The organism is uncultured Treponema sp. (assembly GCF_945873775.1).
GTDB lineage: Bacteria > Spirochaetota > Spirochaetia > Treponematales > Treponemataceae > Treponema_D.
On the sequence record NZ_CAMCEC010000015.1, the window covers coordinates 42,521 to 55,546 of the forward strand.

13 protein-coding genes and 4 tRNA genes are annotated in these 13,026 nt (G+C 38.0%); 9 read left to right on the top strand and 8 right to left on the bottom strand.

Translation table 11 applies throughout. The features are described from left to right. Window positions 1–24: 24 nt before the first annotated feature. Window positions 25–1,512 carry a xylulokinase gene (gene xylB / locus Q0N70_RS08320; RefSeq protein WP_294015753.1) on the bottom strand — a complete coding sequence of 496 codons (1,488 nt, stop codon included), beginning with the start codon at window positions 1,510–1,512 and terminating at the stop codon, window positions 25–27. A 146-nt stretch (window positions 1,513–1,658) separates the two neighbouring features. Here xylB and Q0N70_RS08325 point away from each other — a divergent pair, with 146 nt between their 5' ends. Then, complete coding sequence (locus Q0N70_RS08325; protein WP_294015755.1) at window positions 1,659–2,492, top strand: AraC family transcriptional regulator; 834 nt, start codon at window positions 1,659–1,661, stop codon at window positions 2,490–2,492. Window positions 2,493–2,494: 2 nt separating this feature from the next. On the opposite strand, the gene Q0N70_RS08330 is transcribed toward Q0N70_RS08325, so the two are convergent. The 7 genes from Q0N70_RS08330 to Q0N70_RS08360 all read right to left on the bottom strand — a co-directional run bounded on the left by Q0N70_RS08330 (window position 2,495) and on the right by Q0N70_RS08360 (window position 9,387). Then, window positions 2,495–2,923 (bottom strand): DnaJ domain-containing protein, encoded by a 429-nt coding sequence (locus Q0N70_RS08330; protein WP_294015757.1) that lies wholly within the window; start codon window positions 2,921–2,923, stop codon window positions 2,495–2,497. Next, window positions 2,907–4,280, bottom strand: a complete 1,374-nt coding sequence (locus Q0N70_RS08335) for a sigma-54 dependent transcriptional regulator (protein ID WP_294015760.1) — start codon at window positions 4,278–4,280, stop codon at window positions 2,907–2,909. Before Q0N70_RS08335 ends, Q0N70_RS08330 begins: the two co-directional genes overlap by 17 nt. A 72-nt stretch (window positions 4,281–4,352) precedes the next feature. Then, the gene (locus tag Q0N70_RS08340; RefSeq protein ID WP_294015763.1) at window positions 4,353–5,540 is read right to left on the bottom strand and encodes an ATP-binding protein; all 1,188 of its coding nucleotides are present in this window, start codon (window positions 5,538–5,540) and stop codon (window positions 4,353–4,355) included. A 20-nt stretch (window positions 5,541–5,560) separates the two neighbouring features. Continuing rightward, window positions 5,561–6,799, bottom strand: a complete 1,239-nt coding sequence (locus Q0N70_RS08345; protein ID WP_294015765.1) for a DNA polymerase III — start codon at window positions 6,797–6,799, stop codon at window positions 5,561–5,563. Between the two features lie 2 nt (window positions 6,800–6,801). After that, on the bottom strand, window positions 6,802–7,335 hold the full coding sequence (locus Q0N70_RS08350) for a CvpA family protein (protein WP_294015767.1): 534 nt from the start codon (window positions 7,333–7,335) through the stop codon (window positions 6,802–6,804). Continuing rightward, on the bottom strand, window positions 7,316–8,482 hold the full coding sequence (murG, locus tag Q0N70_RS08355; RefSeq protein WP_294015769.1) for an undecaprenyldiphospho-muramoylpentapeptide beta-N-acetylglucosaminyltransferase: 1,167 nt from the start codon (window positions 8,480–8,482) through the stop codon (window positions 7,316–7,318). Before murG ends, Q0N70_RS08350 begins: the two co-directional genes overlap by 20 nt. A gap of 5 nt (window positions 8,483–8,487) precedes the next feature. Beyond that, window positions 8,488–9,387: an ankyrin repeat domain-containing protein gene (locus tag Q0N70_RS08360; protein ID WP_294015772.1), complete on the bottom strand. Its 900-nt coding sequence runs from the start codon at window positions 9,385–9,387 to the stop codon at window positions 8,488–8,490. 142 nt (window positions 9,388–9,529) lie between these two features. Here Q0N70_RS08360 and Q0N70_RS08365 point away from each other — a divergent pair, with 142 nt between their 5' ends. From Q0N70_RS08365 to Q0N70_RS08400, 8 genes are all read left to right on the top strand, one after another. Beyond that, the gene (locus Q0N70_RS08365; protein WP_294015774.1) at window positions 9,530–10,087 is read left to right on the top strand and encodes a tryptophan transporter; all 558 of its coding nucleotides are present in this window, start codon (window positions 9,530–9,532) and stop codon (window positions 10,085–10,087) included. A 22-nt stretch (window positions 10,088–10,109) separates the two neighbouring features. Beyond that, window positions 10,110–10,952, top strand: a complete 843-nt coding sequence (locus tag Q0N70_RS08370) for an energy-coupling factor ABC transporter ATP-binding protein (protein WP_273352850.1) — start codon at window positions 10,110–10,112, stop codon at window positions 10,950–10,952. Beyond that, on the top strand, window positions 10,949–11,776 hold the full coding sequence (locus Q0N70_RS08375; protein WP_294015777.1) for an energy-coupling factor ABC transporter ATP-binding protein: 828 nt from the start codon (window positions 10,949–10,951) through the stop codon (window positions 11,774–11,776). The genes Q0N70_RS08370 and Q0N70_RS08375 overlap by 4 nt, the downstream gene beginning before the upstream one ends. Continuing rightward, window positions 11,773–12,543, top strand: a complete 771-nt coding sequence (locus Q0N70_RS08380) for an energy-coupling factor transporter transmembrane protein EcfT (protein ID WP_294015780.1) — start codon at window positions 11,773–11,775, stop codon at window positions 12,541–12,543. The genes Q0N70_RS08375 and Q0N70_RS08380 overlap by 4 nt, the downstream gene beginning before the upstream one ends. Before the next feature lie 78 nt (window positions 12,544–12,621). Further along, window positions 12,622–12,693, top strand: a tRNA-His gene (locus tag Q0N70_RS08385). A 31-nt stretch (window positions 12,694–12,724) separates the two neighbouring features. After that, window positions 12,725–12,798: transfer RNA gene (locus Q0N70_RS08390), tRNA-Arg, on the top strand. A 7-nt stretch (window positions 12,799–12,805) separates the two neighbouring features. Beyond that, window positions 12,806–12,878, top strand: a tRNA-Lys gene (locus tag Q0N70_RS08395). A 39-nt stretch (window positions 12,879–12,917) separates the two neighbouring features. Continuing rightward, window positions 12,918–12,998: transfer RNA gene (locus tag Q0N70_RS08400), tRNA-Leu, on the top strand. The last annotated feature ends 28 nt before the right edge of the window (window positions 12,999–13,026 follow it).

Below are 13,026 nucleotides of genomic sequence, written 5' to 3' on the forward strand. Positions count from 1 at the left end.
TTAAAGCCTGCAACGCAAGTTTTTTTATTTGTACAATGGCGAAAGCTGGTTCACCAAAATTTTATATTCTTCAAATGCCTTTGTGTATTCCTGAGCATTTTTTTCATTCGGCAAAGTTGTCTTGGATTCATCAATCTCAACGTGTGTTTCTGCGAGGCTTTCCATTGAAACTGGACTTCCTTGCAATTTTTTTAAGCACCACAAAGCTTGCAGTGCAGCACCGAACGCTGCGGCTTCTGACGAAACTGGAACTTTTACAGGAAGGTTCATAATGTCTGCTGCAATCTGCCTCCACACTTTGCTTTTTGCGCCTCCTCCAGTCAGCCGAAGTTCTTTTGGCGTAAAACCGTGCTTTTTAAATGAATCAAGTCCTGCTCGCATTGAATAAACTGCGCTTTCAAGTGCCGCCCTTGCGATGTTGGTCCGGTTGCAGTTTGCTACAGTAAGTCCTGTTATGCTTGCTTTTCCGTGCGGTAGATTTGGAGTTCTTTCTCCATTAAAAAACGGAAGCACAAAAACACCATCACATCCTGGCTTTGACTTTTCTGCTTCAGCATCGAATTCCTTTACATCAAGATTTAAAAGCGTCCTGATTTCTTCGGAAGCGACGGTGCAGTTCATTGTGCAAAGAAGCGGCAAATATCCGCCGGAAGAAGAGCAGAATCCAGAAATGCCTTCCGCAGGATCAGCAACAGAAGAATCACTGAATCCGTACAAAGTTCCGGAAGTTCCCATGCTCATTGTAAGTGTTCCGCTTTTTACAGCTCCAGTTCCGATTGCGCTCATCATGTTGTCTCCGCCGCCAGAAGAAACAGGCGCGCCCTCTGGAATTCCAAGCCAGTCAGCGGCTTCTTTTGAAACAAATCCTGAAGGCTCGTCGCTTGCAATAATTTTTGGAAGTTTTTCTATAAGCGACTCATCAATTGAATCGCAGATTTTTTGAGACCATTTTTTTTCTTTTGAATTGAACAAGGCAGTTCCTGAAGCATCGCCCTGCTCCATCACATAATTTTTTGTAAGAAGAAAATTCAAATAATCATGAGGAAGCATTATGTAATGAAGTTTTTCAAAAAGCTCTTTTTTATGCAGCTTGAGCCATAAAATTTTTGGAGCTGTAAATCCTGGCAAAATAAAATTCTGAACTTCTTTTACAACTTCATCTTGTCCACCAGCAGTGTTTGTAATAAGCTCGCATTCTTTTGCAGTTGAAGTGTCGTTCCAAAGCTTTATATTGTAAAGCGGATTTCCTTCTGAATCTAAAGGAACAAAACCGTGCTGCTGCCCTGAAACTCCAAGTGCCTGTATTGATTTTTTTCCTTCCGCAGAAAGTTTTGAAAAGCAAACCTCAAGTCCTTTTTTGTACCATTCAGCTTTTTGCTCTCTTGTTCCGTCTGACTCAGAAATCAGTTCCATTGGGCAAGACGAGCTTTCCAAAGTTTTTTTATTTTCGTAGTCATAGAGAACAACTTTCATGCTTTGTGTTCCCAAGTCAATTCCAGCGACAGTTTTCATAAAAACCTCCAGAAAAATTAAAATTCATTTCGCTTGTAAAAATAGTATCAGCCCGAAATGCCTATAAAGCAATACAGAAAACTGATTTTATATATCCAAAATTGATTTTTCATGCTAAAATATTTAAAATAAACAGGAAAAATGTTGTGGAAATAAAAGAAACTGCCTTTATTTACAAATTGATTGCCGGGGAAAAACTTGCCTGGCATGGACGCTATCATTCACATGGAGAAATGGAATTTGAAATTCATTTTTTTTCTGAAGGAGAAGGCACTTTTTTTTCAAACAGAACTTCTTACAGCATAAGGAATAACACATTGTTTCTTGTTTTTCCGCGCGAATTTCATTCAATTCTTCCAAAAGAAGTAAAAAAGCCGCTTACCTACTATGCAGTTCTTTTTTCACTGAGCAAATCCGAAAAAAAACTATATCAATTATTGATAAATTCTTCGAGCAGAAAAAAAAATCAGCCTGTCGCCAGCAACGAAACTGCTTCAATAAAATTTATACTTGAAGACATAATGAAGTTTTCAAAGTCGGATTCTGCGGACTTAAAAAAATCTGCGGAGCTGCTTCTTGAAAGCTGCCTGTTCCGCTGGTTTGGAAAGCAAAATAAAAGTGAAGGAAAAATCGCAGAGCAAAAAAAATCAAAATCAGCCAAAAGCTATGTCGAGCATTCGATAAAATTTATGAAGAAAAAAGTTTACGCAAGATGCACTGTTTCAGAAGTTGCGAATTTCTGTGGAATTTCAGAAGAGCATTTTATCCGCATTTTTAAAGATGAAATGCAGATGACCCCGCACCAATATTTTATGCGGCTTAAAATTCAAACGGCTGCTCTCGCCTTGATAAATTCCTCGAGCACAATTTCTGAAATTGCAGATGAATTTTCTTTTGAAAATCAGTTTCATTTTTCAAGAGTATTCAAAAAATGCACGGGACTTGCTCCGTCTTCTTACCGAGCTGCATTTTCATCGTAAAACTAAAAAGACTTCATTAAAAGCTCGTAGGCTTCAACAATCATTCTGGTTTTATTTGTTGCAACTTTTTTTAGCACAGGATTTTTGTCATATTTGTCTGGATGAAAATATTTCAGTTTTTCTTTGTAAGCTTTTTTTACGTCATTTGAATTTGCAGAAGTCGTTATATCAAGAAGTCTGCAAGCGCGTTCAATTTCTGGTGTTATTTTTTTTAAATATGAAACTTTATTATTTAAATACTTTGTTTGATTTTTTTGTTCTGTTTTTGTTTTATTTTTGCTGACATTTTCTTTAGAAAAATTTTCTTCTGATTTTTTTTCTTCATGCGGAATTTCTTTTTGAGGATATTTTATTTTCTTTTTAAACTTTACTTGCCCGGATTTTAAAGTTTCATTTAAAAGATCACCGAGCTTGTCATACATTGTCTCCATCTGATTTTTCCTCGTCTTCGCCCCACTCTAAAAGTTTTCGCTGCAATGTTTTTCTTCCGATTCCAAGAATATCCGCAGTCTTGCTTTTGTTATTTTTGTTTGATGCCAAATTTTGCTGAATGATTATTTTTTCAGCTTCATCTAAAGTTATTCCGAATGGAATTGCAATGCTGTTTTCCTGCGAGCTTTTTGCTACTGCCGGCGGAAGATCTTCAATATTTATTTCATCTCCTGAACTCATTACAACTGCGCTTTCAACACAATTGCGAAGTTCCCTTATGTTTCCTGGCCAGTCATATTTCATAATTGCAGCTTTTGCTTTTCCAGAAAATCCTTTTACTGTTTTTCCATTTTCTTTATTAAACTCTTCCAAGAATGCTGAAATTAAAAGAGGCAAATCACTTTTTCGTTCCCGAAGCGGCGGAACATGAATATGAATTACATTCAGCCTATAATACAAATCTTCCCGAAACCTTCCAGCTTTTATTTCTTCCTCAAGATTTTTATTTGTCGCCGCAATTACACGGACATCAACTTCTATAGTCTGCTCACCGCCTACACGTTCAAATTTTTTTTCAGCAAGAACTCTAAGAATTTTTATCTGGACATTTTGATTTATTTCCCCGATTTCATCAAGAAAAATTGTGCTTCCGTGGGCAAGTTCAAATCTGCCTTTTTGCAAATGATCTGCGCCTGTAAAAGCTCCTTTTTCATGTCCGAAGAGCTCGCTTTCCAAGAGAGTTTCACTTAGAGCCGCGCAGTGAACATTTATCATAGTTTTGTCATGCCGCGGAGACAAAGCGTGAATGGCTCTTGCAACAACTTCTTTTCCAACTCCGCTTTCACCAGTGATAAGAACACTAGCTTTAGATGCAGCAGCTTTTTTTATTGTCTCTTGAATTTTTTGCATTACGGCGGAAGAGCCTATCATTTCTTTTAATGCAGAATTTTCAGCGACTTCTTTTTTTAGTTCCTGATGTTCAATTTTTATTTGACGGCTTTCCAATGCACGCTTTACAATCATTCCAAGTTGATCAAGATTTAAAGGTTTGGTAAGAAAATCATAAGCGCCATGTCGCATTGCATCTACTGCGGAATCTATGCTTCCGTGGCCAGTAAGAATAATGACGGGAATTCCCGGGGTTTCTGTTACAACATGATTTAAAACTTCTTCGCCTGAAATTCCCGGCATTCTTAAATCCGTAATTACCAAATCTATGTCGCCTTTTGAAATCAGCTCAAGTCCTTCTTTTCCTGAAGCCGCTGTTTTTACATTGTAATCTTCAAGTTCAAAATTTGCCGCAAGTCCTTCTCGAATATTTTTTTCATCATCTATAATTAAAATTGTGAATTTCAATTTTTCCTCCTAAAAAAAGAATCAATTAAAATCAATAAAAACTTTACATTAAAGCAAACGTTAGGTTTAGAATTATTCTTCAAGAAGCATTGTTTCTTTTTGCGGCACAGGAATTTGCACAGTAAAAACAGTGCCTTCATCAAGCTCTGAATTTACAGTTATTTCTCCACGAAACTCTTTTACAATTTTATAAACAGTTGTAAGCCCTAGTCCTGTTCCATCAGCTTTTGTTGTGTAGTATGGCTCAAAAATTCTTGAGCAAGTCGCTTCATCCATTCCGCAGCCATTGTCCGCAATTGTAAGTATATAATGGTCATTTTTTATAAAAGAATTTACAGCAAGTTTTCCGTTGTTTTTTTTGCTAGAAAGAATTGCAGCTTTTGCATTTTGCACAATGTTTATAAAAATTTCACGGAAAAGTTTTTCATCAATTAGAAGTCTATTTCCTTCACCTTGCAAATTTACAGAAACTTCTATTCCGCAGTTTTCAAATTCCGGCATGAAAAAATTTATTGATTTTTCTATTATTGAGTCAGGCTCAGAAAGTGTCATGTTTACTTTTAATGGCCGCACAGCAAACAAAAAATCCATTACTATTTTGTTCAAGTTTTCAATTTCTTCATTTACAACGGAAAGATATTTTTCCATGAATTTTTCATCAGGAAGCTGACCGTCGCCTTCTCTGCATTTCTTTATCGATTTTTGCAAAAGCTGAATATGAATGCTTATTGCGCCAAGCGGATTTTTTATTTCATGTGCAACTGATGCCGCGAGATTTGTCAGGCTTTTTAGGCTTTCCATTCTATGCAACAAAATTTCCTGCTGGCGTTTTGCAGTTATGTCTTCAATAAAAATAATTGTTCCCGCAATTTTTCCATCGCGAACAAGAGGTAAAATTGAAACAACAATAAACCGTGCTTTGTCATCTGCGGAAACTATAGAAAATTCTTCGCTCGTATTAGAGTTTTGTTCCTGCGCGCAAAATGAAATAAAATTTGAAACTTCCTCATCCGCTATAAGATTCCAAACAGGCTCTGACTTTATCTGATGAAGATGAAAAAAATGAAGATAACGTTTTGCAGATTTATTTATTTTTGTTATGCACCAGTTTTTGTCAACTATTACAAGCCCAGAAGGAATGCTTTGAATTATCGAGTCGTATATTTCGTTTTCCTCGCGGACTGTATTTAAAAGACGCTCAAGCTGCTCATCAGAAAGCTTCGTAATTTTTTCAGATGCCTTTTCAACAAAATCTGTCATTTAAATTTTCCTCAAAAAAGTCAAGCGAATTTCTTTAGAATTCCGTCATTCATATAATTTATGTGCATTAAATTTCTGGCCAGTTCTTCAAGACAGGCTGAAGGATTTTGATTGAAAATTTCAACATTGTTTAATGAAGTTCTAAGCTGTTTTAAAATCATAAAGGAAACTTCTGAACCTGCGGCGGATGTTTTTAAATTTTCCTGCGATTCAATAATTCCACAAATAAAAATTTTAAAAAGAAGTCTTGGTTCAAACGAAGCGCAAGTTGAAATTATTTTAGGAATATCTGGAACGTGGCCTTGAGCTACATTGCTAAAAAAGTCAGCAGCGCAAGATTTTACAAGTTCAGGTTTTACTGTTAAAAATGACTGCAAGAATTCTGTTATGCTGCTAAATTCTTTTCCATCATTGAAAACAGGTTCATAGTGAAAAATTCTATTTATGACATTTTTCTGCTGTTCTGGCGAGCGTTCAAAAAAATTATAAGTGCGGACTCTGGAAAGTATTGTCGGAAGCATTGCGCCGCGTTTTGTCGTTGTAAGTATAAAAACTACATTCTCTGGAGGCTCTTCAAGAATTTTCAGCAAGGCATTTCTTGCGCTGTCTGCCATTAAATCTGCATTTTCAATAATTAAAACTTTTTTTCCATTGCTTGAACTCAAGTGCGCCCAGGAGGAAAAATTTCTTATTTGCAAAACAGGAAGCGAACTGTATAAAAAACTGCTTTCAAGTTTTGCGCAGTCTTTTTCAATTGAGTCTAATATTTTTCTCAGTTCTTCGTCGTCTGGAAGAATTCTCCCTGGTTGAATTTTTTCAAGACCTTCTTCTATATTTTGTAAAAGCGGAGAAAATTTTGAAAGCTTGTCATCTCCATCCCAAAGCACAGAATTAAATTTTGAAATAAGTTTTCTTACCGCGCGTAAATAAAGATACCTTGATGCTTCAAGATGTTTTGTATTTTGAATATTTTGACTTATTAAAGTTTTTTTAGCGGCAGCAATTTCCAACGTTCGGTTTCCAGCACCGCAAATAAGGAGGTTTTGACTTACCATAGCTTTATGCTGACGGCAGTTTGAGCAAGTGCAGTTCCATTCACCAGAATTTGAACATGAAAGAACTCTTGCAGTTTCCAAGGCGCAAGAAAGTTTTCCAGAAGATGAAGGACCTGAAAACAAAATGGAATTTGGAAAACGTTTTTTTTCAATATCATCTTGCAAAAGTTTTGTCGCGCTTTGGTTCAAAATATTTTCAAACATTTTTAATTTCCTTGTACCTGTTCAAGCGGAATGGCAAGCGGAACTGATGAATTTTTTTCAACTGCTTTTGAAAGGCTTTCAAGCGGAACTGAAATAACCGGACTTAATATTCTTGAAAAAAAACTTCCGTCTAGCAGCGAGTCAACTTTAAACCAAGGCTGAGCTTTCATTAAAATCAAAACGACTCCAACAACAGCAAGTCCTTCCGCAAATCCAAAAACAAAACCTAAAAATCTATCCAAGTCTTTGAAAATTTCTCCGCCAAAAATATTTTTTATTGCAGTCTGAAGAATTTTCATGACTATAAATGCAATTATAAAAATCAGCAAAAAAGAAAGAACTACAGACACCAAATGAATTTTCAAATGCTTTTCAATTGGAGAAACAAGCCGTCCGTAAAAAATAATCGCAACCCAAATGCTTACGACTGGAGCCGCTTTTCCAAATACTTCATTTAAAAATCCGTTTATTGCTCCAATAATTGCAAATGTCAAAACAACAAGCAAAAAAACAATATCAATTGCAGGAAACATCATTTTTTATCTGCTCCAAAATCAGATTTGCTATAATTTCAGAAGGCTTTTTTTCTTTGCAAATGTACTTGCAATTTTCAGCGAATTTATTTCTAGTTTCTGAATTTTTCATTTCAGCTAACGCATTAAGAAGATTTTCTTTTGTCGCATCTTTTCCTGTTAAAGTGATGGCGGCTCCTTTGCTTGCAAAATATTCCGCATTGTCAACTTGGTCGCCTCTTGTTCCTGCTCCGCACAAAGGAATTAAAATCATCGGCTTTGAACAAACTGCGCATTCCCACAAAGAATTTGCTCCAGCTCTTGAAATTATTACATCCGCAGATTGGATTACAGAAACCATTTCGTTAAAAATAAATTCATAAGGCTTGTAGCTGTCATCGCCGGAAGACATAATGTCAGGATTTTCCTGTGCGAATTTTTTTCCAGTCTGATGAACAACAATGTAATCTTTTTTTAGCTCATCAAGGCATTCAATTACAAGATTATTTATTTGGCTTGCTCCAAGACTTCCGCCTAAAATTAAAAGAATATTTTTTTTGCAGTCATTTTTTATGCCAAGAAATTTTTTTCCGGCTTCTGAACTGTCGTTGTAAAATGCCGGGCGAACTGGATTTCCTGTGGTTATGCATTTTTCTTTTTGAAAGCCGCTGAAATATTTTTTTGTTTCTTCATAAGAAATTAAAATTCTTGAAGCTTTTTTGCTGTTGATTCTTGTGGCAAGTCCCGGCGTAAAATCGCACTCGTGAGTAAAATATGGAATTTTTAAAATAGCGGCGGCAGCGCACGGAGGCACGCTTACAAATCCGCCTTTTGAAAAAAGAAAATCAGGCTTTATTTTTTTTAAAATAAAAAACGACTTTATAAATCCTGCGAATATTTTAAAAAGGTCTGTGAAATTTTTTAGTGAAAAATAACGCCTAAGTTTTCCGCATGGAATTCCATGAAAATAAGAAATGCTTCCGCCTGATGATAAAAGATTTTTTTCAATTATTGCAGAATCCATTCCTTTGGAATTTCCAATCCAATGAATTTCTGTTTCAGTTGATTCACTTGAATTTTTTTTCAATTCATCAGCAATGGCAATTCCTGGATATATGTGTCCGCCTGTTCCGCCGCCTGCAAAAGCGATTACGATTTTCTTTTTAGACATTTTTCTTACTTTGTTTCCATAAGTTTCATAAGCTCTTCATTTTTGAAAAGCGATGCATATCCACGCGCGCTCATTCCCATGCTGTCCTTTACGTCAGGATCTGCGCCGGAATCCAAAAGCAGTTTTACAATTTTTGAATTTCCGTTTCCAACCGCAAGCACAAGAATAGACTGCCCGTCTGAACTCATTGTGCTCAAGTCTGCGCCGCGGTCTATAAGCAGTTTCGCAATTTCATAGTTTTTCCGCCAGACAGCATCCATCACAGGCGAATATCCTCTGTCTTCGGAAACCTCATTTATGTCCGCGCCTTTTTTTAGAAGAAGCTCAAGCATTTCCTTGCTGTCGTTTCTCGTTGCGACACACAAAAGCGGAACTCCTTGCAGCGTTTTTGAATTCACATCAATTCCAGAATTTAAAATCGATTTGCAAATTTCAGTTTTTTCTTTTTCAAGATAAAATTCAAAGCTGTCAGCATTGCATGAAATTCCCTGCTCCAAAAGTGAATTTCTATTTGCGCGTTTTAAGCAGTCTGATTTCAGTTCATCAATATTTTTTTCAAGCCAATTGAAAAGTTCGTTTTCAGAATAAAAATTTTTTAAAGACAACTTTTCATTTTCGGAAGGAAATAATTCGCTGAATTTTTTTTCTTCATCAAAAATAAGAACTGGCATTTTTTTTCCATGGCAAAAACCTAAAACGAAAGACAAAATCAACGCAGAATTTTTAACATCAGTCAAAAACAAAAAGCCGTCAAAATTTGGAATTTTTTCAAAAATATCTTTTAAATTTTTTTCATCTTGATTGAAATCAAATTTTTCAAAATCACATTTATTCGAAGCAAAAAATTTTTCAGCGCGGCTTGCATTTTCTTTCTGTGCCGACTGTGCAATAATCAACCATTTCATTCTTAAATTATAGCTTAGCTTTGTTCAAAAGTCTATTGCCTTAAAAATTTCATTTTGAAAAAAAATAAATTTTCTCTCTTGACAAAAAAGCGCATCGGATATATGTTTCTACTAACAGAAACAAAACAAACAGGAGCTTTTTATGAATGAAAACGAAAATCTTGGTGAAAAACGTGTTCTTGAAACTTCAGAAAAAAAAGGACTTCAAATCCGTGACTTGATTCTTGTTGCCGTTTTGCTTGCGGCTGGAGCGGTTCTGAAATTTTTTGTAGGCTCGCTAATTAACATCGGCGGCATGAAACCAAACTTCATTATCGCAATGTACTGCATGGCGATTGCATTGATTAACGCGAATGTCGCAGCGGCGGCGGTAATCGGAATTCTTGCAGGCGCAATCTGCCAGTTCTTTCCGGGAACTCCGTACTTGAACTTTGCAAGCGAATTTGCGGGCGCAATCGTGATGTCGCTTCTGATAAAAATTCCGCTTCCTAAGCTTGGAAAAATCGATTTCAAACCGGCAGTCGCAACTTTGTTCAGCACATTTGTGAGCGGCGGACTTTACACAGTTCTGCTGATTTTTGTGCTCGGCGCAGACAAGGCGACACTTGCGGCTTACATTCCGATTGTTCTTTGCACAGCCTGCATTAACGCGGTTCTTGTCCAGCTGCTTTATATTCCGCTGAAAATGACTTTAAAATAACCTGAAATAATTAGGTGGCAAAATGATAAGCATAGAAAATTTAAGCTTTGCGTACAGCGGAAGTTCAGTTCCTGCGTTGAAAAATATTTCAATGGAAATTCAGGACGGCGATTTTGTTGGAATAATCGGAGCATCTGGAGCCGGAAAGACAACACTCAGCTGCGCAATAAACGGAATCATTCCGCACCACTACAAAGGCGAATATTACGGAAAAGTCTGCGTAAACGGAAAAGATGTTTTTGAAAACGATCCGTGCAGCATTGCGCTTGAAGTTGGAAGCGTTTTTCAGGACATCGACAGCCAGATGACTTGCTCTGTTGTTGAAGATGAAATTCTTTTCGGACTTGAAAACTTCGGAATTCCAAAAGACGAAATCGAAAGTCGGCTTGAGTGGGCATTAAAAGAAACCGGAATTGAAAATCTCCGCAGCAGAGAAATTTCTGGACTTAGCGGCGGACAAAAACAGAAAACCGCAGTTGCCGCAATTCTCGCGCTGAAGCCTAAAATTCTTGTGCTTGACGAGCCGACCGGCGAGCTTGACCCGGCATCCAGCAGAAACATTTTCAGAATTCTAAAAGACCTGAATGAATCTTACGGAATGACAATTATTGTAATAGAACAAAAAATCATGCTGCTTTGCGAGTTTGCAAAAAAACTTGCCGTGGTTGACAAAGGCTCTTTAAAGTCTTTCGGAAATATCCGCGATGTTCTAAAAAATTCCGACGAGCTTGCTTTGCTTGGCGTAAATTATCCGCGCGCAGTTGATTTTTACAAAAGCCTTCTTTCACGCAAAATGATAACGCCGGAAAAAGAAATTTGTATCGACACAAAAGAAGCCGTTTCGCTTGCAGGAGGACTTTTATGATTGAATGCGATTCAGTCCGATTCGGCTACGGAAAAACAAAAGATGCCGAGCTTATTCACGGAATTTCACTTTCAATAGAAGACGGAGAATTTGTCGCGCTCACAGGAGAAAACGGAGCCGGAAAATCAACATTCAGCAAACTTCTTGCGGGAATCTTAAAGCCTTCCGACGGAAAAATCAGCGTAAACGGAATCGACACAAAAAAAGCGAAAAACAGCGTGCTTGCAAAAAACACTGGCTTTCTTTTTCAAAATCCTGACCGACAGCTTTGCACTTACACAGTCCGGGACGAAATTGCATTTGGGCAGAAAGCTTTGAAAACTGGAACTGAAGAAGAAATTTCTAAGCGCACAGAAAAAATTATCGAGCGATTTGGATTCAATCCGGATGAAGCGCCATTTTCACTTAGCCGAGGACAAAGGCAGCGGCTCGCATTGGCTTCGATTATCGCAGTCGAACCGAAAGTCATGATTCTTGACGAGCCGACAACCGGGCTTGACTACAAGGAATGCATGGAAATCATGAGCGCAGTAAAAGAGTTGAACAAAAACGGAACAACTGTAATCATGGTTTGCCACGACATGGAGCTTGTCCTTGACTTTGCACGGCGGATGATTGTTCTTGCCAACGGAAAAATCGAGGCGGACGGAAAAACTCTTGAAATAATGCGCAGCAAAAAAATATTGCAGAAAGCGAGCCTGCTTCCTCCGCAGATTATTCAGATTGCGCTTGAGCTTGAAGAAAAATTTCCTGGCAGATTCAATTTTGAAAACGTCCGCACAGCAGATGAACTTGCCGCAAAAATTCAGGAGGCGATAAAATGAAAGGACTTGTCGATTACGTTCCGGGAACTTCCGTTTTCCACAAAATGAATCCGGTTTCAAAGCTGATTTTTTCAATGGCGGTTTGCGCGTCGTGCTTTATTTCCTCGTCCGCTGAAATTCTGGTTCTGCTTCTTGCCGTTGACATTGCGACTGGAATTCTCTGCGGAATTTCAGCAAGGACATTCAGGCTTTTGAAAGGGCTTGTTAAAATTTCAGTTTTCCTTTTTATTCTTCAGATTTTGATAATAAGAAGCGGAAATGTCGTTTACCAGATTTCGTTTTTGAAAATAACAGACGCCGGGCTTGCAACTTCGCTGAATCTTGTGCTTAAACTTTGCGGCGCAACTCTTCCGCTTGCCCTGATGCTTTCTGTTACAAAACTTGCCGACCTTTCGAATGCGCTTGTTGAAAAGCTTCACGTTCCGTACAAATACGCATTCACGCTGACAACTGCAATCCGTTTTATTCCGGTTTTTGCGCAGGAAATGGAAGGAATTCAGGAAGCCCAGACTTCACGCGGAATCCAGCTGGACACAAAAAATCCGCTGAAAAAACTTGCGCTGATTTTGCCTTTGTGCGCGCCTCTTTTGGTTTCTTCTGTGCGGAAAACAAGCGGAACAGCAATTGCGGCTGACTTGCGCGGATTCAAACTGCGGACATCCGGCTGCTGCCTAAAAAAATATCCATATAAAGCGCGGGACTTTGCGTGTTTTGCCGTGTCTTTTGCCATGATTGCGATTAGTATCTTGGAAAAATTTATAAAATGAAATTTTTTTCAGAAATTTTGCACTTTCTGCTTGACCAATGAAAGTAATTCAGATATATTCTATTTCGTTGATTGCATGGTGCCTGTAGTTCAGGGGTAGAGCGCCAGATTGTGGATCTGGTTGTCGTGGGTTCAAATCCCACCAGGCACCCGGATTCCAACGTGGAGCCGTGCAGCAGGACGCGTTCGTAGCTCAACTGGATAGAGCAGTGGACTTCGAATCCGAAGGTTGCACGTTCGAGCCGTGTCGGACGCATAAAATCGGGCGATTAGCTCAGCTGGTAGAGCAACAGACTCTTAATCTGTGGGTCGGGAGTTCGATCCTCCCATCGCTCAAAGGATTTTGAAACACTCTGTGTAGGTCAAAAAATTCACGCGAGAGTGGTGAAATTGGCAGACACGCTAGACTTAGGATCTAGTGCCCTAGGCGTGAGGGTTCAAGTCCCTCCTTTCGCATATTTTAATCTTCTTTTTAAATGAAAAG